The sequence below is a fragment of the Ramlibacter monticola genome (assembly GCF_016722785.1).
In the GTDB taxonomy this organism is placed as follows: Bacteria; Pseudomonadota; Gammaproteobacteria; order Burkholderiales; family Burkholderiaceae_C; genus Ramlibacter; species Ramlibacter monticola.
The window spans coordinates 329,155-349,470 of sequence record NZ_JAEQNE010000007.1 but is presented as its reverse complement, the minus strand read 5'-3'; the positions used below and the strand labels follow the sequence as shown (position 1 = coordinate 349,470).

Below are 20,316 nucleotides of genomic sequence, written 5' to 3'. Positions count from 1 at the left end.
CGCTGTGGTCATGTGGGCGAAGGGGACGGCGGTGGGCAACGCAGCGCGTTGTCCACGGGCGCACCCGGTGCGCCGCAGGCGCATCGTCCACATGTCCATGGCGCGCCGGGTGCGAAGCACCCGGCCCCCTGGTCGGTCATGGGCGTGGTGATTCGTTGTCCGCGGTCGCGGGTTGACGAGACGTTGATCTGATCCGGCCAAGAATCAGGTCCTTCGCCTTCTCCGCGCGCCAGGCTTTGATCCGCCGTTGCAGGGTGCGAAGTTGGGCCGTTCCGGCGTATGCGTCGGGGACCATTTCGGCCAACCGCGTCATGAGTTCCTTGGCGGTGACGGTCGGCTCCTTTGCGAGCCAGCCTTCGATCACCGGCCACGCGTGCTCGAACGGGTCAGAACGAGTGCGCCACCAGCGGTCGGCTGCGGGCTTCTGGCGGTGTGTCGGCCGGACCTCGCCCTCCTTCCAGGCCGAAGCCAAGCTGGCGAGAAACGTCGACAGGTCGCCGGTTCGATCTTGAGGCGCATGGACCTGTGCGCCGCCTGATGAGAGCTCGGTGAGCCGTTGCTGTGCAGATCGGATGTCGCGCAACAGCGCCACGGGATCCAGGGCGTCAAACTGCCGCCGGAGCTTGGTTTTCACGGCGTCGTTGATGTCCGGCGAAGCCAGCAGCCGTTCGCACGGCGTAGCAGGCGGATGGTACGTCTTGCTGACACGCGCACCGTCGCGGCGCTTCGCCTTCAGCTTGAACGAGGGCTGGAAGAAATTGATGTACAGGCGTGATGCCGAATACAGTTGCGTGAGTTCCTGCGTCGCCGTCAGGCCACTGAGTCGGCCGTACCCCACCAGCCGCCTGACGATAGCTCCGTTCTTCTGCTCCACCCAAGCCTGGTCGTTCTTCCGGTAGGCCCGGGAACGCGTCTGCTCCAGCCGGTTGTCCTTGCAGTAGTCGAAGACGGTCTGGTTCATGAAGGCGCTGTCGTTGTCGGTGTCGACGCCGAGCATGGGGAACGCCAACTCCTCTGCGGCGATCGCGAATGCCTCGATCACCAGCGACTGGTTCCGGACGGGCATGGCGATGCACTCCGTCCATCCGGTAGCGATGTCGGTGAGTACAAGGGTATGGACGAAGTCGCCGCCGGTCTTCATAGAACCGCAGTGCTCCACCATGTCGACTTCGAAGAAGCCCGGTGGCGGATTCCGCCAATCTGCGAATGTCCTCACTGGAATGCTTCGCCGAATCGCCGCGCCGACACCGGAGCGCCGGCGTCGCCCGGTGCCGCTCTGAGCTTTCGCTTCGCTGAGCATGCGATCCATCGTTGCCGCACTCACCTGCAGCAACTTGCTTCTCACGATCGGATCGAGCGCGAGGTGCCCGTGACGTTCCATGGCCTCGATCAACATGGGAAGCAAGGCCTTCAGGCGCTTGCCGCAAAGCCGGTCGGCCGCCTCCCAAAGCATGATGAGCGCCTGCCGAACGGCCTCGTCGTAGAGGCGGTGACGCCGCTGCTTCGGCCGCTCGCTTTCATCGGTCGATCCGAGCACCCGGATCGCATGCTTGCGGTGGTATCCCGTCACCGCCACAAACTCATCGAGGATATTGGTCCTCTTCTGGCCGGCCGCCTCCCGATACCGCGCCCCGACGGCATTCTTCAGTTCCTTGCGTGTTGCCATGCTGACTCGCCTCGTCAAGTGCCTTGCCCCCGCCGGACCATCCGGTGGGTAGCAACTTACGTGAGGCAATAGGTCAGACCCGGTGACAAAGCTGACGAGTCAATGCGAGCGGCCAAGATAGTTGACGCCGACCACGTCAGATCGCCTTGTCAACGTGGCCAGCACAGTCCGGGCCGGCATTCGTGAACAGCAGGTATACAGGAGCGGCTGCCTGTACCAATGTGGCTCGAAGAGGTAGACCCATCCGCCCCCTGGCGGTGCTGGCGGCACGCTCTGGATGTCCTGCGGAAGCACGAACCGCTCCACCTCGTCACCACCCCAGTGTGATTCCAAAAGCGAGATCGATCGCGGATCTCCCGGATCCAATCCGGCCGCTTCGCGCAGCACCTGGCGCAGCAGGTCCCGATCGCCAAGAAAGAACTCTCGCCTGCTGCTCACGCGCCGCCTGGACAATGCGTTAAAGAGTAGTTGCTCTGCGTCGTACGATGCTCGTACCGGAGTGGCCTCTACAAGACTGAACGTGCCAAGGCCCTTCATGAGAGCTGTTTCTGCGTTCAGGCGTCCAACGCGCTCGCTAGGCGTGCGTACGGTGTATCCCAACTTGTAGATCCCGTCCCGATGCAGGTCGTTGCGGGCAAGGTAAAGGTAGCCCGGCACGCCGGAATGGCGGGTGTAGTGGCCCGCGCTCATGCCCGGCGAGGCCGGAGCTGAGTAGCGCGCATCTGGGAGGGGTGGCGCGAGCGGGCCTTGGGAGAGTGCTCCAGACCCAAAGATGCCGACCCGCGCGGCTTCTTGCCGATGCAACTCTGCCGAAATGGGAGTACCGTCGCCGGGCCTCTGTCCTAGCCTCGAGATCGCAACATAACTGTCGTCAGGAGGTTTCACGGAGGGCTCAGCCGATAGCGGAGAGTCTCGCAGCCGCTGAGTGTCTACCTCCGGCAGCCGAACGGCCCCTCTGGGGCAGCGCTCGGCCGCAGTTGCTGCGCCGGTGGGATCAGCGTCGGGAGCAGAGCGCGGGGCGGCGGAACCACCTGGGATGCGCGGTACGCGTGTCGTTTCGGAGACCGGCGCACGTGCGGCGGCGGGCGGTTGCGCTGAGGGCGAACACGGCGCGGGCTCCAGCATCGTCAACACCGTGTGCTTGGCTTCGCCGTACCACTTCAGCAGATAAAAGACCACCACACCGAGGCAGCCGGCCAGAATAAGAACGGCGGCCGCGGCGAACACGACGAGTTCGAACTGGCTTGACACGTGCTGTCCTCCTCTGGTGCGCCATCTTCCCATGGGAGACTTGAGCGGACTTCGCCAGCAGGCCAGGTTTGCGGGCTCTAAGGCTCACCCGTTGCCGATCGCCAACGGGATGCCGCTGGCACCCCGATGCCCGGTTGAAAATGATCACGCGTCGAGATTGAGATGCGCCTGGCGGCTGGCGTCAGTACACGCGCTGCCCGATGCACCCTCCTCGTTGAACTGGGCGGATTCAGCGGCAGACGGGAAGAGCGCGCCTCGCAAATGCGAAGGCCCGGCAAGTGTTTGGATCCTGTCGGTCCGCCAAGGTCCCGCAGCGCTATGCGCCTTGCGAGCCCTGCACGCCCGATCCCGCAACCAGTCCCCGGTGTACGAAGACTCCTGGGGGACAACACGGGCGTTTCGCCAAGGGGCACCCAGTTTGAATCCAGCGCGCGCCACGCAGCCAACGCAATCAGAACAAGCACCACGAACGTCCACCGCAGACGATTCGCTCGCGACTGCCGCTCCGCCCACCGTTGTTCCTCCGCCTCCCACCCCCCTGGAGGTATCCGGCTTGGATGCGAGCGGTCGAAGTCGTCGTCTGGGTCGGTCACGCGGTGAGCTTAACGGGACGGCCACTGCCTCTCCACGGCCGGCGTCCCATGGGTTAGGGGATGTCCCGGGCAAGCGCATTAACTATGCGCAGATATTGGTCGCCCATGTACCGGAGACTGCTCCTCGAGAATCTCAGTAGTCATGCTTCGGAAAGGTCACCAGCGGCGTCCATGCGGACTTCTTCCAGGGGCGACGTGGGACTCACACGAGGCCAAGCAGCAAGTCCTTCGCCATGTTCTTCATCTGCTCGCCCTCCCCAAACCAGGCCTGGGTAAGGCGGCTGTCCGCGCTCCGGCCTCGTTCGTGATCAACATATTGGGTAAACGCGTTTAGAAGCTGCCAAGCGCTCTTGCCCCCAGTGAGATCAGAACCGAGGGCGCCGCCCGCAAACAGCTCCATCACGCGCCGGTACCCACGCGTCGACTTCACGTCCAGCGTCCGGCCGTGGGCGGGTCGGCTGGTGAACTTCAAAATTACCTCCGCGACTAAGTCTTCCGCAACCGCATCGCTCACCCCGACTTCGGCCAGTTTCCTAGCTTCGTCAAAGAACTGGCCAAACGCCCCCGTCACGATCCCAAGCTGTTCGCTGATCAGTCGCGCATCGAATACGGCTGTGTGCGGGAGCTTGAGACTCGACACAATGCGAGGGTCCTTGTTCCCAAGCACCGGTACCTTCAGGGCGGCCGTGATGGTGTTGTGACAGACGACGCGAATGGAGGTAAAGCGCGCTGTCGTCGTCATTTGGCCGTCGTAACTGGTGGCAAGCAACAAGTAGGGGTCGACCCTATCCTGGCCAATGATCTTGGCGCCCTCGCCCACACGCGCCAAGGCCCAAATGCGACCACCGCCCGAAAGGGCGCCGGCAGTCTCCAGCTCGAATTCCCCAGCCTTCGCGATGCTGTCGAAGTACGCAAAGATGTCAGCCGGCTGGTGAATCTTGTATCCACGAGACACCACAGACAACGCCGCACCGGTATCAGACCGATAGAGTACGTCCCGATTTGGCACCTCCTGCTCGATGGTTTGAGAGCCAAACGGGGTGGCGAAGGGGCGCCGATAAACGACAGGGGCGCGCAGGACCTCCCAATTCAGACCGGCTGCCTTGCGCCACGTGTCGACGTCTGCGCCAGGTTCGAGCTGCTGACCAAGCTCATGCCATGGGGTCTCGCCGACATAGGCGATGGCGGCGGAGCCGGTGCTGGTGTCAATCATGTGGCCCATTGCGCGACTCCTTTCAAGCTAAAGCAGACCGCTCCACCTCCTCCCCACCCGCGGAAGGTGGAGCAGCACGTTTCGGCAGGATAGCCGCTCAATTTCCGGAAGCAATGAGGCACGTCACCTATAAGCACCTATAAGCCTGTGTCACCCCGGGGGACACGGCGGCGGATTTGAAGCAAGGTTGCCTCGCCACCGCACCCGCTCAGGGGCTTGGGCGGACGCCCAATCCGTCGTACCCTGCGCGGACGTGCCTCACAGTACCCATGGCGGGCGCTTTGCGATGCCATGCCCCGCGTTGTCGGATTCGTTCGGCCAAACTGCCCGGGTCGATCGATCGATCGCTGCTCACCTGGTGCGCAGAGTCTCTGAAGCAGCAGCTTGCTGGCCTTCGCGCAGACAATGCGCGAGCCCCTGAATGGGCTCGGCAGGTGCCGGAGGCTCGACCTGCTCTTCGCGCAAGATGCGGACAAACAGGTTCGTAGACCCATCTTCGCCGACATGCAAACGTCGCAGAAGCCCTGAGGCAGCAACCTGGGCGGCGATGCGCAAGAAGCTCGCTGCGCTGCGCGCGCAGACCGACTCCAGCTCAGCGGATCCCGGTGCACGTACCCCTTCAACCTGATTTGGTGCCTGCCTTGCATTCCACCTTGTTCGGGGTGTTGGGCTATTACTTTGCCAGCCCGGCGTAGTTCTTGATCACCACGACGACGCCTTCCTGATCGTCATCACTGGCTGGGGGGTCTGCCAACCTCCCGTACTTCTTCGGGTTCATCTTTGCGGCGCGCCAGCGGCGTGCCTCAGATCGCAAGCGCCGGTTGGCCACCTCTGCATTGTCCAGTGCGACAGCCACGGCCCGCTTCTGAGTCACACCCTCGGTATGGGCGCTCGCTTCCGCCCACTCGATGTGCACGGTGCGCGGCGGCTCGTCTGCGATTGCCACCTGATCGTCAGCATCGAGCTCCGCTTGCACCTCGCGCGCGCGCGCGTACTGCGCCCGAAACCCACCGCGATCCTCCGCGAGCCACCGCATCACTGTCGTGAGGCCGGGCATGCCTTCCTTGGCACAGACCTCGCGCAACGTACAACCAAGCATAAGGTGCGCGCAGAATGCCGCCGCGACTCGAGGCGAATGCCTAGAGGGCCGTCCCCCAGGATTCTTAACCTCGGCGCAGTCGCTGTCACTCTCTACGGATACGAGGGGGTATTCACCAGCTACAGCCCGCTGTCGGTTGTTCTGAGTGCCTCTCATGCTGCCTGCCTCCTTCTTCCTCATGTGATTCTTGCCGCGACGGTGGGCTGCCGCTCCTGTGGCCATTCGATGTTTGGGAATGTTGCTCAGAACTCCTCCCGTCACTCACCCCGGAGGAAGACTCGGGACGGCCCGATCGCCACGGACACCCGCGCGATGGCTAGCCCAATCGCACGTCAGAACGCGGACGCCCTCCCGCAAGCGGTCGAACACGCGCTCGCCGAGTGCAACCCTCAGGAGGGGAACATTCAAGTTCGACAGGAGCACGGTGGGACACCTGTACTGGTAGCGCAGGTCGACGACGTCAAAGAGCTGCAACTGCTCCCCCTCGGTCCCGAAGCCATTCCCCACCTCATCGATCACCAAGAGCGCGTCCGAGGAGTACTCCTCGATGGCATCCTCCTCCGTTTCCGTCGCCCCCTTTCGCCAGCTCGCTCGTAATCGACGAACGATGCCCCGAGCACTGCAAATACTCGCTGGCATTCCGTAGCTTTCAATGACCCCCCGCACCATCGCGCAACCCAGGTGCGTCTTCCCAGTTCCGGGTCGGCCGATTAGCCACATTCCGCCCCCTTGGTGGCACTCGAAGCAGGACACAAAATTCTCGGCGGCTCGAAGCACCTCCTCCTGCGCCGCGGTCACTGCCCTGAAGTTCTCGAAGCGCGCCCCTTCGAACCGCCCGGCGATTCCAGATCGACGCAACATCTTCTCCTGCCGTTCCTTACGTTGCCGCGTCTCGGACTCCAGCCTGCGCGCAATGTCTTGTTCCTCACTGCAGTGAGGGCAGTTGGACCAGTGCTGACCAAAGAAGCGGTGAGACTGGTACTGGCCATGATCAGTGCACTCGCGCTGCTCGGTGTCACTCACAGTTGCCGTTTGCATTGACGCCCTCTTCGTAGTTCATGTCCTCGAAGCTCGGCCCGCGCACGCGCTGGCCTGCACCTGCAACTACTGACCTGGCAAGTTCAAGCTCGCTCGGCTTCAACCACGTGGCCTGGAGCCCCTGTGACCCACGAGTGCACCAGATTTGCAGAAAGAGCTCTACCGAGACGCCGGCTTTCCGGGCTTCTTCCCGCGCGCCGTTCAGGACGGTCTTAGTCACTGGGGCGCGCTTTGCCCTCCGGAGTTCTAAGAAGTCCTTCCAGGTTTGCTCCGTCACATCGTCAGGTTTCGCAACATCGGTTGAACGCCCTTGCGTTGGGCGGCTGTTCTTCTGGATAACAACAGGTTCAGAAAGGTTCCTATCATGTTTGTGCTCCGCTTTTGGATTCACTTCCCGGGAAAACGGGGTCGACTTGTGAGTGAAATTGGGTTGACCTGCTGGGAAAAGCGGGTTCACGTCGCCAGCGCGGTGCCTATTTGACCTAGCATCAGTTTCGGTATCAGTTCCAGCGCTCTCCGCGGGCATGTTCAGCACGAACACTGGCACCCCACCACGCAACACCCGCTCCGGCAGCCGAGTAATCAGGCGAGCTTCCTCGAGCCGCTTCAGGTTTGCAAGCACCGTCTTTCGGTCCATGTGAGTTCGCTTGGCGAGAGTGTCCGCCGCGGCGAAAACTTTGAATTCGGGTGCACGCACCAGATCGGCCATGACGACGAGAAGGAGTAGCGCCGGCCCGCTCGGCACCGTAGCCGTTAGCGCCCAGCGAATGTGCGTGAAGCTCATGGACGAGTGCTCCCAAGCATCAGTGCCCTTCCTTCATGCAACTTGCGTGTTGTTTCGGCGGCACGACGGGCCTCGATCACGCATGGCTTCCACGCTTCATGCGATCGATCCTTGCGCGCATCAATTGGGCGGGCTCGGACGGCTCCCGAACGCGCGGCATGTTTGCCACCGCCTGTTCCAACTCGATTCGGGACCAGCGCACGATGCGCGGGCCCAACACGATCGGAAGCGGCATCCACGGCTCGTTGCGGAGCGCCTGGAAGGTCGACTCCCCTACGCCCACAAAGCTCGCTGCCTGCGCCGGCGTGAGAAGGAGGGGAGCGATGTTGGGGGAATGCGCGGATTGCTGCACTGGCTGGCACTGCTCGCCGGCGGAGGCGCCGTTTTGGCCGCGACCGATCATACTGAACTCCGCGCGCTTGCTCATACCTCGCTCCTGCCGTGCTCGGCCGCTGCTCTGAGCCAAGCGCGCACGTCGCCCACGCGCCAAGCGGTCACTCGGTCAGATAGCTTGGACGGTTTGGGAAATCTCCCGAGTTTCACCATTCTCCAAAGCGTCGCTGGGCTGAATGGCAACGGCGCCGGTACCTCGGGGCGCCTGCAGTTGCGAACTAGTTGGGCCTCGCGGACGAACGCGGCATCAGGTAGCTGGTCGAAGGAGGGGATGCTTTGTGACATGGCTTGCAGTCGCTTGAGGCGGCACCAGCCACTCTGCCTTCATCGCTCCGGAAGAAAAACTCCCCAGACTTAAGTTCCGCGGAATTAATCTGCTCGAAGCTTTGTTCCGCGCAGCGCATTCATCAAGCTAATCTCCTCCGCCCGGGGCTCCGCAACCGGATGCGCAGTTTTCAACTTTCGCACTTGTCGCAGCAACGCGTCGGGCGTCCGGGATAACGTTCTCCAGCTCGGATCCTGAAACAGCCTATCAGCCAGCTTCCGTCGATTCTCCTTCGGATGTTCTGCGTGTAAACGCCTCAGAGCCTCTTCGGCTTTGCGACGCAGCCCATCGTTCCAAACTTGCGGTCGACCCGACCTCTTCGTCTCCTGGAATCCCGGAACGTGTGCTTCTGCCAGCAGAAAGGCCAAACTGAAGTAGACCTCCGCCGTTTCGGTCTCAGTCTTGCCCTCTATCGAAAGGCCGAAGCGCTTCAGCAACAATTCAAACTTTTGCCATTTCCGGCCGAAGTCTGCGTTGAACAGTCGCTCCCATTCTTTGCTACCACGTGCCGCTGCATCCAGGCCAAGAGGCGGGAGCCTTCTTCCGAGCTTGCCGGTGTACTTGACGACCATAGCGCCCTCGCGCTTCCCTGAATGGGCGCCAGACCAGCCCGTCAGGTTCACGGGTTTTCGGTGATCAGCCTAGGGCAGGCGGAACGAGTCCTGTCGAATATCCCGCCCCGAATGCGGCGGGTTTTGCATTGCGTTAAGCCTCGCCTGCAGTTCTCCACCTCACGCGGCGCGAGCGAATGGCAAGACCTGCGCGGTGTCTGTCAGGTAGTCGCCCCACGCCGCGAGCAGTGCGCGCCGTTCCTCCGTGAATTGTGCTCGGTTATAGGCTGCGCGAACGCGGTTGCTCTCCTCGTGCGCCAGGCACGCCTCGATCACGTCCGGGCGCGCGGCGCCCGTGTCGTTGGCCCAAGTGCTGAACGTCGCCCGGCACAAACCGTGAACCGTGGTTCGATCGCGCATCTTCATGCGGCCAAGCACCGTCAGCATGGCCATGTTGGACATGGGTCGATCCAACTTCATCGGCGAGGGGAAGACCCACCGCGGGTGCAGCTTCATGGCCTGCATCTGCCGCAGGAGCCCCACGGCCGGCGAAGACATCTGGACGAAGTGCTCCTCGCCCGCCTTCATCTTTGCCGCCGGCACGACCCAAAGCGCGGCATCGAGGTCGATCTCTGACCATTCGGCCAGCAGCGCTTCAGACGTGCGCGCAGCGGTGAGGACGGCAAACTCCAGGCAGCGCGCCGCGACCCCCTCCGCTTCGCGCAGCCGCGCCATGAAAGCGGGCGCCTCGCGGTACGGGAGGGCCGCGAACTGGCCGGACTGCTTCTTCGGGATCGCCTCTCGCATCTTGCGGCGGATCGCCAAGGCGGGGTTGGTCGTGCAGCGCTTATGGAACTGGGCGTCTTCGAACACCGCTTCCAAGCGCTGGCGCACCCGCTGCAGGGTCTCCGGGATCCGCTGGTTCTTGTCCTCCAGGCTGCGAACGCCCAGCATGGCCTGAAGCAGTTCCGGCGCCTCGATGTGAGCGATCGGCTTGTGCCACAGCGCCGGCGGCACGTGGTGCTCGAGGGAGGCGATCCACTGCGCTCCGTGCTTGGTGGTGCGCGTAGGTTCGATGACGCGCTCGTGGTAGTCGCGCGCGCAGCGCGCCAGCGTCCAGCGCTCCCGGACCTGGCTCGCCTTCTTGGCCTGCTCGGCGGCCTGCGCGACTGCTCGGCGGCCCTCGCGCGCGTCGATCGGATCCGACCCTTGCCTTAGGAGCTCGCGCGCCTCGTGGGTCTGCCTGCGCGCCGCCGTGATGCTCTCGCCGGCCTGGGCGGCGCTGCTGCGGTGGGCCACTCCCAGCCCCATCTCGCGCCGGCGGCCGCTCGGCGCCGTGAACCGGAACACCCACGCGCTGGAGGCGCCGCGGATACGCAGCAGCAGCCCACCGCCGTCGCTATGGTCGCCCTCACCTGCGTTCTGGATCTGCTTGACCGTCAGCAGATGCAGGCGCGCGACCGTTTTCGCTCTCGCCATGAACCCCTCCTGTCCGCCAGTCTGTCCGCCAGCTAGTCCGCCAGAAGCTGGCACGTGCACAGCGGACTAGAACAATCCGACAGCGGACTGGAAACAGTTTCTAGGAGGGAAAAAGTGCAGTCAATTCAAGCACTTAAAGAAAAATCCCCCGGACTGTTGTCGCACTGTGGCGGACTGTCGCGGGGGAATTTACTGGCGGAGCAGGAGGGATTCGAACCCTCGATACGGTAAACCGTATACCGGATTTCGAGTCCGGCGCATTCGACCACTCTGCCACCGCTCCTGATTCGGTTCGCGTGGTGCGAAGCCTTGGATTCTAACCCAAGCTCAGGCTGCCAACCGGTCCTTGCCGCCGAGGTAGGGGCGCAGCGCCTCCGGGACGGTCACGCTGCCGTCCGCGTTCTGGTAGTTCTCCAGGACCGCGACCAGCGTCCGGCCCACGGCCAGGCCCGAGCCGTTGAGTGTGTGCACCAGCTCGTTCTTGCCCTGCGCATTCTTGAATCGCGCCTGCAGGCGCCGCGCCTGGAAGGCCTCGCAGTTGGACACCGAGCTGATCTCGCGGTATGTGTCCTGCGCCGGCAGCCACACTTCGAGGTCGTAGGTCTTGGCGGCCCCGAAACCCATGTCGCCGCTGCACAGCAGCACCACGCGGTAGGGCAGCCCCAGCTTCTGCAGGATCGCCTCGGCATGCCCGGTCATCTGCTCCAGTGCCTCGTAGCTCTTCTCCGGGTGCACGACCTGCACCATCTCCACCTTGTCGAACTGGTGCTGGCGGATCATGCCGCGCGTGTCGCGCCCGGCGCTGCCCGCCTCCGAGCGGAAGCAGGGGGTGTGCGCCGTGAGCCGCACCGGCAGCTGCGCCTCCGGCAGGAGCTCGTCGCGCACGAAGTTGGTCAGCGTGACCTCGCTGGTGGGGATCAGGTACAGCGCCTGCTGCTCCGCGTCGGCCAGCCCTTCCTGGCCGCCCTTGCTGACCGCGAACAGGTCCCCTTCGAACTTGGGCAGTTGGCCGGTGCCGCGCAGCGTCGCCTCATTGGCGATGTAGGGCGTGTAGCACTCGGTGTAGCCGTGCTCCTGCGTCTGCACGTCCAGCATGAACTGCGCGAGTGCGCGATGCAGCCGCGCGATGGGCCCCTTCATCACGGTGAAGCGCGCGCCGGCGAGCTTCACGCCGGTGCCGAAATCGAGGCCGAGCGGCTCGCCGATGTCCACGTGGTCCTTCACCGCGAACCCGAAGGCGCGCGGCGTGCCCCAACGGCGCACTTCCACGTTCGCCGTCTCGTCCGCGCCCACCGGCACGCTCTCGTGCGGCAGGTTGGGCACGGACAGCAGCAGCGCCTGCATCTCGGGCTGGATCTGGTCCAGGCGCGCGGCGGACTGGTCCAGCTCGGTCTTGATCTGCCCCACCTCGGCCATCACGGCATCGGCGGACTCGCCCTTGGCCTTGAGCTGGCCGATCTGCTTGGACAGCTGGTTGCGACGCGCCTGCAACTCTTCGGTGCGGGTCTGGATCGTCTTGCGCTCGGCTTCCAGCTTCTGGAAGGCCTCGACATCGAGGAAGGGCTGCGGGGACTTGCGCTTCTCCAGGCGCGCGATCACCGAGGGGAGGTCTTTGCGGAGCAGGTTGACGTCGAGCATCGCGGCATTTTATTCGGCACGCACCGGGCCTCTGGGCGCCGCCCGGGCGCGCCGGGCATGCGGAACACGGCGGCTACGACAAGGTCGCCGGATCGAGATTGGCCCCGCACACGACCAGGGTTACGGTTTCCTCCGCGCGCGGGACGTACGCGCGCGCCAGCAAGGCGGCCAGCCCGAGCGCCGCGGCGGGTTCCACGGCGAGCTTGAATTCCTTCCACAACGCGAGCTGCGCCGCGCGGATCGCCTCGTCGGGCAGCAGCAGCGCATCGGCCACGTGCCGCTGCGCGAGCTCCCAGGCGATGGCCCCGACGCGCTTCGCGCCGAGCGAATCGGCCGCGATGCCGCCCACGGCGACGTCTTCCGGCCGCCCCGCCGCGCGCGCCCGGTAAAGCGTCGGCGCCAGCTCCGGCTCCAGCGCGATCACGCGGCTGCGCGACGCGAACCAGGCCGCGATGCCGGCGATGAGGCCGCCACCGCCGACGCTCACCAGCACGGCGTCCGGCGTGCGGCCGCCCTGCTCCTCGATCTCCAGCGCGATGGTGCCGGCGCCCGCCACCACTTCGGGCTGGTCGTAGGCGTGCGTGAGCAGGGCCCCCGTTTCGCGCTGGCGCCCCAGGCAGGCCTCCAGCGCCTCGGCATAGACGGCGCCCGTCACCACCACCCGCGCCCCGAGCTCGCGCAGCTTCTGCTGCTTGGCCGGGCTGCTGACGGTGGGCACGAACACCTCGCAGGGCACGCCCAGCGCGCGCGCGGCCGCCGCCGTGGCGATGCCCGCATTGCCGCCGGAGGCGACGATCACGCCCGCAGGGGGAATCGGGTTGGCGAGCAGCCGGTTGTACATGCCGCGCGCCTTGAAGCTGCCGGAGACCTGCAGGTGCTCGAGCTTGAGCCAGACCTCGGCGCAGTCCACGCCCAAGGCGGCGCCGGGAAGCTGCCACAAGGGCGTGCGGCGGATGAATCCACGGCCGTCGGCGCGGAAGCGCGCCGCGGCCATGTCGATGTCGTGCCGGTCCATGCGCCGCACTGTAGCGGCGATTACTGCTTCAGTCCCTTCGGCAGCGGGAACTTCACCGTCTCCACGATGCCGTCCATCCTGCGCACGGCCACGGCGCCCAGCGCCTTGATGCGGTCGATCACCTGCTGCACCAGCACCTCGGGGGCCGAGGCGCCGGCGGTGAGTCCCACGCGAGACTTGCCCTGCAGCCATTCGGCCTTCAGCTCGCAGGGGTTGTCGACCATGTAACTGGGCACGCCCAGCTTGCGCGCGAGTTCGGCGAGGCGGTTGCTGTTGGAGCTGGTGGGGCTGCCCACCACGACCACGACGTCCACCTCGCGCGAAAGCATCTTCACCGCGTCCTGCCGGTTCTGGGTGGCGTAGCAGATGTCCTGCTGCTTGGGCTGGCGGATGCTGGGGAAGCGAGCCTTGACCGCCGCCATGATCTCCGCGGCGTCGTCCACCGACAGCGTGGTCTGCGTGACCACCGCCAGGCGCTCGGCCTGCGCGGGGTGCACCGACGCGACGTCGGCCACGTCCTCCACCAGGTGGATGCCGTGATCGAGCTGCCCCATCGTGCCTTCCACTTCGGGATGGCCCTTGTGGCCGATCATGATGAACTCGTAGCCTTCCCTGGCGAGCTTGGCCACCTCGATGTGCACCTTGCTCACCAGCGGGCAGGTCGCGTCGAAGACGTGGAAGCCGCGCGCCGCCGCCTCGGCCTGCACCGCCTTGCTCACGCCGTGGGCGGAGAAGATCAGCGTCGCCCCGGGCGGCACCTCGTCGAGGTCCTCGATGAAGATCGCGCCCTTGGACTTCAGGTCGTTGACCACGAAGGTGTTGTGCACGATCTCGTGGCGCACGTAGATCGGCGCGCCGAAGCGGGCCAGCGCGCGCTCGACGATCTCGATGGCGCGGTCCACGCCGGCGCAGAAGCCGCGCGGCTCGGCCAGCAGGATTTCCTGCGGAGCCGCCATCAGATCACCCCGATCAGCTGCACCTCGAAGGTGACCGGATGGCTCGCGAGGGGATGGTTGAAGTCGAACAGGACGGCGTCCGGGTGGCCGTCGCCGTCCTCGTCGGCCCCGAGCTCCTTCACCGCGCCGGCGTACTGGCCGGCGCCATCGGGGGTGGGAAATTTCACCACGTCGCCCACGGAATATTGGGCATTCGCGCCGCTCACTTGCACCAGCAGTTTGCGTGCGACCCAGCGCACCATCTCGGGATTGCGTTCGCCGAAGGCTTCGCCGGCGGGGATCTCGAATTGCGTCCGGGTGCCCTCTTCCAGGCCCAGCAGGCGCTGCTCGATCGCCGGCGAGAGCTCGCTGTTGCCCACGGTCAGCGTCGAGGGCTTGCCCTCGAAGGTGTTGATGATGTCGCCGTAGGGGCCCGCGAGGCGGTAATGCAGCGTGAGGAAGGAGCCCGGTTGCACCCGGGGCGTGGAGGAGGCCATGGAAGTCCCGATAAACTGGCCCTCCATTTTAAGAAGTCGGGGCAAGGGGTGAGATGATGGCCCTCAAAGACCTCCCGGCGGACGCCCGGCCGCGCGAAAAGCTGCTGGCGCGCGGGCCGGCGGCCCTGAGCGACACCGAGCTGCTGGCCCTGCTGCTGCGCACCGGCACCCGCGGCCGCGGCGTGTTCCAGATGGCGCAGGAGGTGCTGGAGCGCTTCCGGGGCCTGGCAGGGCTGCTGCACGCCAGCGGCGACGAACTGCGCTGCGTCCACGGCCTGGGGGGCACGGCCAAGCGCTCCGAGCTGCTGGCGGTGCTGGAACTCGCCCGACGAGCGGTAGCGGAGCAACTGAGGGAACGCGAGGTGTTCAGCTCGCCCGACGCCGTGAAAAATTACCTGCAACTGCACCTGGCCCGCCGGCCGCACGAAGTCTTCGCCGCCCTGTTCCTCGATGCGCAGAACCGCCTCATCGCCATGGAAGAACTCTTCCGCGGCACGCTGACTCAGACCAGCGTGTACCCGCGCGAGGTCGTCCTGAAATCGCTGCAGCACCATGCGGCCGCCGTGGTGCTGGCGCACAACCACCCGAGCGGCACGGTGCAGCCTTCGCGGGCCGACGAGGCGCTGACGCAGACGCTGAAGGCGGCGCTGGCGCTGGTGGACGTGCGGGTGCTGGATCATGTCATCGTCGCGCCGGGGCAGGCCTTGTCGATGGCGGAGAAAGGGTTGATTTGAAAGCGAAGTCCCTGCAGGACCTGCATGCGATCAGGACGCAGGTCGCCGAGCGCGAACGCATCGCGCGCGAAGAGGCCGCGAAGCGCGCGGAGGCGCAGAAGCGCGCTGAATCCGAGCGCAACCTGTTCCAGAAAGCCGCGGGCCCGGTGCAGAAGCTGCGCTCGCACGGCCGCGTGCACCACCCTCCGGAGCCGGTGGCGCCCATCGCAGCGCAGCGCCAGCTCGACGACCAGCGGGTGCTGAAGGAGTCCATCAGCGACGAATTCGACGCCTCCACGCTGCTGGAGGTGGACGAGGCCATGAGCTTCCGCCGGCCCGGCATCGGCATCGATGTCGCCCGCAAGCTGCGCCGCGGCGAGTGGAGCATCCAGTCGGAGATCGACCTGCACGGCCTGCGCACGGACGACGCGCGCGAGGCCCTGGCGAGCTTCCTGCGCGAAGCCGTGCGCGGGGGCCTGCGCTGCGTGCGCGTGGTGCACGGCAAAGGGCTGGGCTCACCGGGCAAGACGCCGGTGCTCAAGGGCAAGGTGCACAGCTGGCTGGTGCAGAAGAACGAGGTGCTCGCCTTCGTGCAGGCGCGGGGGGACGAAGGCGGGGCGGGGGCGGTGGTGGTGCTGCTGAAGCCAGCCTCGTAGCCTGGAGGCGACCGACGGGAACCCCGGCGTCAGCCGGCCGTGTTTCTCATCCAGTCGGCGGTCTGGAAGAAGGACTCCCGCAGCCGCGCCCGCAGGGTCTCGTCCACCCCCACGTCACCCATCGCTTCGTCCATGCACGCCAGCCACTCGTCCCGCTCCTGGATGCCGATCCTGAACGGTAGGTGCCGCGCCCGCAGGCGCGGGTGGCCGAAGCGGTCGGTGTAGTGCTGCGGCCCGCCGAGCCAGCCGCACAGGAACCAGAACAGGTTCTGGCGCGCGCGCTCCAGGTCGACGCCATGGGTGGCGCGCACGGCGCCATAGCCCGTCTCCAGTTCCATCAGGTCGTAGAAGCGTTCGACCAGGGCCTTCACTTTCTCTTCGCCGCCGATCCACTCGAAAGGGGTCTCGAAGGGCGGCTTGTCTTGGATCTCCATCCGCCGATTGTCCCAAGAACCCTATTCGGCCGCCTTGCGCAAGGTTTCCACCACCGGGCGGTTCAGCACTTCGCGCAGCCCCCACCAGCCCGCCGCCAGCGCCAGCAGGGCGCCCGCCACCGAGCCGGCCACGGGCACCAGCGGCGAGGCGGTCCACGTGAAATCGAAGGCGTACTTCGCCAGCGCCCAGCCGACGATCGACGCCACCACGCTGGCCAGGAAGCCCGCGAGCAGCCCGATGCCCGCCAGCTCCGCCCGCTGCACCTGCCTCAGCAGCGCCCCGCGCGCGCCGACCGCGCGCATGATCGCGAACTCGCGCGCCCGCTCCTCGCGCGTGGCGGTGACTGCGGCGAACAGCACCACCACGCCGGCGGCGAGCGTGAACCCGAACAGGAACTCCACCGCGCGGATCACCTTGTCCAGGACGCCCTGCACCTGGTTCAGGGTGGCCGTCATGTCGACGTCCGTGATGTTCGGGAATTCGCGCACCAGCGCGTTGTCGAAGCCCTTGCGCTCGGGCGCGCGGAACGCGCCCATGTAGGTGACCGGCATGCCGGGCAGCGTGCTCACCGGATACATCACGAAGAAGTTGGCGCGCATCGACTGCCAGTCCAGCTTGCGCAGCGACGTGATGCGGGCCTCGCTCGTGACGCCGGCCACGTCGAACCGCAGCGTGTCGCCCAGGCGCAGCCCCAGCGTCGCGGCCAGGCCCTGCTCCACGCTCACGGCGCCCTGCTCCCCCGGCGTCCAGCGGCCGGCGACGACCTGGTTGTGCGGCGGCTGCTGCGCCGAGAACGAGAGGTTGAATTCGCGATCGAGCAGGCGGCGCGCGCGGTCCTCGCTGAAATCGTCGGGCGCGACGGTGCGCCCGTTCACCGCCACCAGCCGGCCGCGGAACATCGGATACCAGTCCAGGCGCTGCACGCCCGCGCCCCGCAGCCGCGCGAGGAAGGCCTCCGACTGCTCCGGCATCACGTTGATCACGAAGCGGTTGGGCGCATCGGCCGGGGTGGCCTGGCGCCAGCTCGCGATCAGGTCGGTGCGCAGCAGCACCAGCAGCATCAGCGCGAGCAGGCCCACCGCCAGCGCGCTGCTCTGGACCACCGCGTAGGCCGGACGCGCGCCGATCTGCCGCGTGGCGAGCACCAGCCAGCGCGGCGCGGTGGCCTCGTGCACGACCCGCCGCAGCAGCTGCACGGCAAGCCAGCTGAGCCCCGCGAACACCAGGACCGCGCCGGCGAAGCCGCCGACCGCGATCGCCCCGAGCCAGAGGTCGCTGCTGGCGGCCAGCAGCAACGCCGCGAAGCCGGCGACGCCGATGCCCAGCACCAGCAGGGAAGCAGGCCGGAGGTTGCCGACGTCGCGCCGGATCACGCGCAGCGCCGGCACCTGCGCCAGCTGCAGCACCGGCGGCAGCCCGAAGGCGAACAGCAGGGTGAGGCCCATGCCCAGGCCGAACACCACCGGCCAGGGGCCGGGCGGGGGCAGGCTCGCTTCGACCAGCCCGCCCAGCATGGCGACGAACACGAAGTGCACGGCGAAGCCCAGCGCCACGCCCGTGACGCTGGCGAACAAGCCCACCATGCCGAATTCGAAGGCATAGCTGCCGGCGATGGTGCGCTGGCTCTGCCCCAGCACGCGCAACATGGCGCAGTCGTCCAGGTGCCGGGTGGCGAAGCCGCGCGCGGCCAGCGCCACGGCCACGGCGCTCAGGAGCGCGGCGAGCAGCGCCACCAGGTTGAGGAACTTCTCGGCCCGATCGAGCGTCTGCCGCATCTCCGGCCGGCCCCCTTCGAGCGACTCGACGCGCACGCCGCGGACCTCCGGCTTCTTCGCCTCGGCCACCGCCCAGTCGGAGAAGCGGGCGACTGCGGCGTCCTCGCCGGCCACCGCGAAGCGGTACCCGATCCGGCTCGCCGGCTGCACCAGCCGCGTGGCCGGGAGTTCGTCCACGTGGATCATGACGCGCGGCGCGAAGCTCAGGAAGCCGGCGCCGCGATCGGGCTCCAGCGTGATCACGCGCGTGATGCGCAGCTGCGAGTCCCCCAGCAGCAGCGGGTCGCCGACCTGCACGCCCAGCGCCTCGAGCAGCGCGGGATCGACCCAGGCTTCGCCGCGACCGGGCACTCCGCTGGCAGGACGCCCCGGCCCCTCCGCGTCTTGCGCCACCTGCAGCCGGCCGCGCAGGGGGTAGCCGTCGGCGACGGCCTTGAGCGCCACCAGCCGGCTCGTGCCGCCCCGCGCCTCGGGCGCGCGCGCCATGGAGGGGAACAGCAGGGTGGTCACGCTGCGCAGCCCGAGGCTGCGCGCCTGCCGATCGAACTGCGGGGGCGTGGGCTGGTCGCTCACCACCACCGCGTCGCCGCCCAGGAGCTGGCGCGCGTCGCGTTCCAGCCCGGACTGGAGGCGGTCGGCGAAGAAGCCCACCGCGGTGAGCGCCGCCACCGCCAGGGTGACGGCCACGATCAGGAGGCGCAGCTCGCCGCCGCGCAGGTCGCGCCACAGGGTGCGCCAGCCGAGCGCCCCGGCTCGAATCATCGTCATGCCGGACTTCCTGCGCGGGAGCGGCTCAGGGTCGCGTCGAAGGCGGGATCGCGTCGAGCCGCGACTCCAGCGCCTTCAGCAGCGGCCTGATGCCTTCGCCCACGCTGATCTGGGGATTGGAGAAACCATCGGCCTTGCCGGCCTCCTCCTCGCGCTGGCGGATCACCGGCACGGCGGAGGCGAAGGCCTGCTCGAAGGAGTGGGTGCGGCGCAGCTGCTCGTCGAAGACGGCGCGGCCGAAGTAGGTCAGGTCGGACAGGCGCCCGCAGCCATAGGAGGTGTGGTCGGCGTCGGCGGCGGTCATCACCAGGGTCGTGTCGCTCGCCAGCGGGCCGACCCAGCCGCCGGAATAGCAGGCGGAGATCGCGATCACGCGGTTGCGGATGCCGGCCTCGTCCAGCGCCACGCGCAGCTCGCCCGGGCTCACCGACTCCACGGTGAGCGGCGGATGCGCGGCCGCGAGCTGGAAGTCGCGCGCGGCATGCGAGGTCAGGTAGATCACGAGCACGTCGTGGTCGCGGTCCATGCGCTCCGCGACCGCGTCGATGGCACGCTTCAGGTTCAGCGGCGTGGCCCAGGGCAGCGACTCCACCGTGTCGACGTGGTTCACCAGCTGCAGCACGCGGCCCTTGGCATCGAAGCGCTGCGCCAGCACCTCGGCCACCATCGTGCTTTCCTTCAGGAACACGTCTTCGGCGGCGAAGGGCGCGAAGACGATCCCGTACACGTCGGGCACGCCGGGGCGCTCGGGCGCCAGCTCCGAGCGGGCGCGCTCGAACAGCGCCTGCTGCGTCTCGAAGTTCTCCTGCGTGAGGACCAGCGACGCGGCCTCTTCGGGGGCGGCGGCGGTCGGCGACTCCCAGGCCCGCTCCGGGAACTGCCATGCGGTGAGCCCGAAGATCAGGACCAGGCCGGCCGCCAGGGCCGCGAGCCGCCGCCGCCGCAGGCCGAAGGCGCGCCCCAGCGCCACCGCGATGGCGATGCTCCAGATCCACAGCAGCAGGTAGCTGCCCCAGGCGAACGAGGCCGATTCGGACAGCTGCGGCGGCAGCATGCCGCGCGCATGCGCGATGCCCAGGAGCTGCGACACGACGCCGGGCGGCAGCGCCGCGACCAGCCACAGCGCGATCCAGTTCGCCGCGCCGGGGCGAGGGACGTCGCCCTCCGCGGCGCCGGCCCCGAGCAGCGTCCAGAGCAGCACCAGGATGGCGCCCAGCGACCACCACGGTGCCAGCCAGGCGCGCAGGACGAAGTCGGCGGGGCCGTCGATCTCCAGCCGGCCGAGCGCGATCTCCACCAGGATCGCAACGAGGGCCAGTTGCAGCAGTTCTCGCGGCCGCACCCGGGCGTTGCCGATGCGCGGCGGCCGCAGGAAGGCGGCCCGCAGCCCTTCGCGCAGCCAGGCGCGCGTGCCCAGCGCGGCCGGCGGTGCGCCGGCGCCCGGGCCGGCGGCGGTCTCGTTCATCATCGCATCATGCCAAAGGGAGCGCCG

Annotated in this window: 19 protein-coding genes and 1 tRNA gene; 2 read left to right on the top strand and 18 right to left on the bottom strand. The window is 67.0% G+C overall.

Annotation, left to right across the window (positions count from 1 at the left end):
- Window positions 1-136: 136 nt before the first annotated feature.
- The 15 genes from JJ685_RS24270 to JJ685_RS24200 form a co-directional block, all read right to left on the bottom strand.
- Window positions 137-1,666, bottom strand: coding sequence for an integrase catalytic domain-containing protein (locus JJ685_RS24270; RefSeq protein ID WP_201676932.1), 1,530 nt, complete (start codon window positions 1,664-1,666; stop codon window positions 137-139).
- Window positions 1,667-1,765: 99 nt separating this feature from the next.
- Entirely contained in the window at window positions 1,766-2,917 is a 1,152-nt protein-coding gene (locus JJ685_RS24265) for a GIY-YIG nuclease family protein (RefSeq protein WP_201676931.1), read from the bottom strand.
- Window positions 2,918-3,712: 795 nt separating this feature from the next.
- On the bottom strand, window positions 3,713-4,732 hold the full coding sequence (locus JJ685_RS24260; RefSeq protein ID WP_201676930.1) for a DUF932 domain-containing protein: 1,020 nt from the start codon (window positions 4,730-4,732) through the stop codon (window positions 3,713-3,715).
- A 664-nt stretch (window positions 4,733-5,396) separates the two neighbouring features.
- Window positions 5,397-5,978, bottom strand: coding sequence for a terminase small subunit-like protein (locus tag JJ685_RS24255; protein ID WP_330901834.1), 582 nt, complete (start codon window positions 5,976-5,978; stop codon window positions 5,397-5,399).
- A gap of 105 nt (window positions 5,979-6,083) precedes the next feature.
- Window positions 6,084-6,860 (bottom strand): ATP-binding protein, encoded by a 777-nt coding sequence (locus JJ685_RS24250; RefSeq protein ID WP_201676928.1) that lies wholly within the window; start codon window positions 6,858-6,860, stop codon window positions 6,084-6,086.
- Complete coding sequence (locus JJ685_RS24245; protein ID WP_201676927.1) at window positions 6,838-7,644, bottom strand: helix-turn-helix domain-containing protein; 807 nt, start codon at window positions 7,642-7,644, stop codon at window positions 6,838-6,840. Before JJ685_RS24245 ends, JJ685_RS24250 begins: the two co-directional genes overlap by 23 nt.
- Before the next feature lie 76 nt (window positions 7,645-7,720).
- Window positions 7,721-8,071, bottom strand: coding sequence for a helix-turn-helix transcriptional regulator (locus tag JJ685_RS24240; RefSeq protein WP_201676926.1), 351 nt, complete (start codon window positions 8,069-8,071; stop codon window positions 7,721-7,723).
- Window positions 8,068-8,322: a helix-turn-helix transcriptional regulator gene (locus JJ685_RS24235; RefSeq protein WP_201676925.1), complete on the bottom strand. Its 255-nt coding sequence runs from the start codon at window positions 8,320-8,322 to the stop codon at window positions 8,068-8,070. The genes JJ685_RS24240 and JJ685_RS24235 overlap by 4 nt, the downstream gene beginning before the upstream one ends.
- Before the next feature lie 84 nt (window positions 8,323-8,406).
- Window positions 8,407-8,985: a hypothetical protein gene (locus tag JJ685_RS24230; protein ID WP_201676924.1), complete on the bottom strand. Its 579-nt coding sequence runs from the start codon at window positions 8,983-8,985 to the stop codon at window positions 8,407-8,409.
- Between the two features lie 108 nt (window positions 8,986-9,093).
- A complete protein-coding gene (locus tag JJ685_RS24225) occupies window positions 9,094-10,392 on the bottom strand; it encodes a tyrosine-type recombinase/integrase (protein WP_201676923.1) in 1,299 nt (432 codons plus the stop codon).
- A 193-nt stretch (window positions 10,393-10,585) separates the two neighbouring features.
- Window positions 10,586-10,675 (bottom strand) — tRNA-Ser (locus tag JJ685_RS24220).
- A gap of 44 nt (window positions 10,676-10,719) precedes the next feature.
- Window positions 10,720-12,030, bottom strand: coding sequence for a serine--tRNA ligase (gene serS, locus JJ685_RS24215; protein ID WP_201676922.1), 1,311 nt, complete (start codon window positions 12,028-12,030; stop codon window positions 10,720-10,722).
- Between the two features lie 73 nt (window positions 12,031-12,103).
- A complete protein-coding gene (locus tag JJ685_RS24210) occupies window positions 12,104-13,045 on the bottom strand; it encodes a threonine/serine dehydratase (RefSeq protein ID WP_201676921.1) in 942 nt (313 codons plus the stop codon).
- 20 nt (window positions 13,046-13,065) lie between these two features.
- Window positions 13,066-14,001 carry a 4-hydroxy-3-methylbut-2-enyl diphosphate reductase gene (gene ispH / locus JJ685_RS24205; protein ID WP_201676920.1) on the bottom strand — a complete coding sequence of 312 codons (936 nt, stop codon included), beginning with the start codon at window positions 13,999-14,001 and terminating at the stop codon, window positions 13,066-13,068.
- Window positions 14,001-14,477 (bottom strand): FKBP-type peptidyl-prolyl cis-trans isomerase, encoded by a 477-nt coding sequence (locus JJ685_RS24200; protein ID WP_236599228.1) that lies wholly within the window; start codon window positions 14,475-14,477, stop codon window positions 14,001-14,003. Before JJ685_RS24200 ends, ispH begins: the two co-directional genes overlap by 1 nt.
- 56 nt (window positions 14,478-14,533) lie before the next feature.
- Between JJ685_RS24200 and radC the strand changes: the two genes are divergently transcribed.
- Window positions 14,534-15,211: a RadC family protein gene (radC, locus tag JJ685_RS24195; RefSeq protein WP_201676918.1), complete on the top strand. Its 678-nt coding sequence runs from the start codon at window positions 14,534-14,536 to the stop codon at window positions 15,209-15,211.
- Entirely contained in the window at window positions 15,208-15,846 is a 639-nt protein-coding gene (locus tag JJ685_RS24190) for a Smr/MutS family protein (RefSeq protein ID WP_201676917.1), read from the top strand. Before radC ends, JJ685_RS24190 begins: the two co-directional genes overlap by 4 nt.
- A gap of 29 nt (window positions 15,847-15,875) precedes the next feature.
- Here the strand turns inward: JJ685_RS24190 and JJ685_RS24185 are convergent, their stop codons facing one another.
- The 3 genes from JJ685_RS24185 to JJ685_RS24175 are packed head-to-tail and all read right to left on the bottom strand — an operon-like array spanning window position 15,876 to window position 20,289.
- Window positions 15,876-16,280 (bottom strand): group II truncated hemoglobin, encoded by a 405-nt coding sequence (locus JJ685_RS24185; protein ID WP_201676916.1) that lies wholly within the window; start codon window positions 16,278-16,280, stop codon window positions 15,876-15,878.
- 21 nt (window positions 16,281-16,301) lie between these two features.
- Window positions 16,302-18,818 (bottom strand): ABC transporter permease, encoded by a 2,517-nt coding sequence (locus JJ685_RS24180; protein WP_408015494.1) that lies wholly within the window; start codon window positions 18,816-18,818, stop codon window positions 16,302-16,304.
- Between the two features lie 31 nt (window positions 18,819-18,849).
- Window positions 18,850-20,289 (bottom strand): C13 family peptidase, encoded by a 1,440-nt coding sequence (locus JJ685_RS24175; protein ID WP_201676914.1) that lies wholly within the window; start codon window positions 20,287-20,289, stop codon window positions 18,850-18,852.
- Window positions 20,290-20,316 lie beyond the last annotated feature (27 nt).

What these genes read in the sequence shown, in the direction of transcription:
- JJ685_RS24270 (WP_201676932.1), bottom strand. Translation starts at nt 1,666, where the DNA reads ATGGCAACACGCAAGGAACTGAAGAATGCCGTCGGGGCGCGGTATCGG.
- JJ685_RS24260 (WP_201676930.1), bottom strand. Translation starts at nt 4,732, where the DNA reads ATGGGCCACATGATTGACACCAGCACCGGCTCCGCCGCCATCGCCTAT.
- JJ685_RS24255 (WP_330901834.1), bottom strand. Translation starts at nt 5,978, where the DNA reads ATGAGAGGCACTCAGAACAACCGACAGCGGGCTGTAGCTGGTGAATAC.
- JJ685_RS24250 (WP_201676928.1), bottom strand. Translation starts at nt 6,860, where the DNA reads ATGCAAACGGCAACTGTGAGTGACACCGAGCAGCGCGAGTGCACTGAT.
- JJ685_RS24245 (WP_201676927.1), bottom strand. Translation starts at nt 7,644, where the DNA reads ATGAGCTTCACGCACATTCGCTGGGCGCTAACGGCTACGGTGCCGAGC.
- JJ685_RS24240 (WP_201676926.1), bottom strand. Translation starts at nt 8,071, where the DNA reads ATGAGCAAGCGCGCGGAGTTCAGTATGATCGGTCGCGGCCAAAACGGC.
- JJ685_RS24235 (WP_201676925.1), bottom strand. Translation starts at nt 8,322, where the DNA reads ATGTCACAAAGCATCCCCTCCTTCGACCAGCTACCTGATGCCGCGTTC.
- JJ685_RS24225 (WP_201676923.1), bottom strand. Translation starts at nt 10,392, where the DNA reads ATGGCGAGAGCGAAAACGGTCGCGCGCCTGCATCTGCTGACGGTCAAG.
- serS (WP_201676922.1), bottom strand. Translation starts at nt 12,030, where the DNA reads ATGCTCGACGTCAACCTGCTCCGCAAAGACCTCCCCTCGGTGATCGCG.
- JJ685_RS24210 (WP_201676921.1), bottom strand. Translation starts at nt 13,045, where the DNA reads ATGGACCGGCACGACATCGACATGGCCGCGGCGCGCTTCCGCGCCGAC.
- ispH (WP_201676920.1), bottom strand. Translation starts at nt 14,001, where the DNA reads ATGGCGGCTCCGCAGGAAATCCTGCTGGCCGAGCCGCGCGGCTTCTGC.
- JJ685_RS24200 (WP_236599228.1), bottom strand. Translation starts at nt 14,477, where the DNA reads ATGGCCTCCTCCACGCCCCGGGTGCAACCGGGCTCCTTCCTCACGCTG.
- radC (WP_201676918.1), top strand. Translation starts at nt 14,534, where the DNA reads ATGGCCCTCAAAGACCTCCCGGCGGACGCCCGGCCGCGCGAAAAGCTG.
- JJ685_RS24185 (WP_201676916.1), bottom strand. Translation starts at nt 16,280, where the DNA reads ATGGAGATCCAAGACAAGCCGCCCTTCGAGACCCCTTTCGAGTGGATC.
- JJ685_RS24180 (WP_408015494.1), bottom strand. Translation starts at nt 18,818, where the DNA reads ATGATTCGAGCCGGGGCGCTCGGCTGGCGCACCCTGTGGCGCGACCTG.
- JJ685_RS24175 (WP_201676914.1), bottom strand. Translation starts at nt 20,289, where the DNA reads ATGAACGAGACCGCCGCCGGCCCGGGCGCCGGCGCACCGCCGGCCGCG.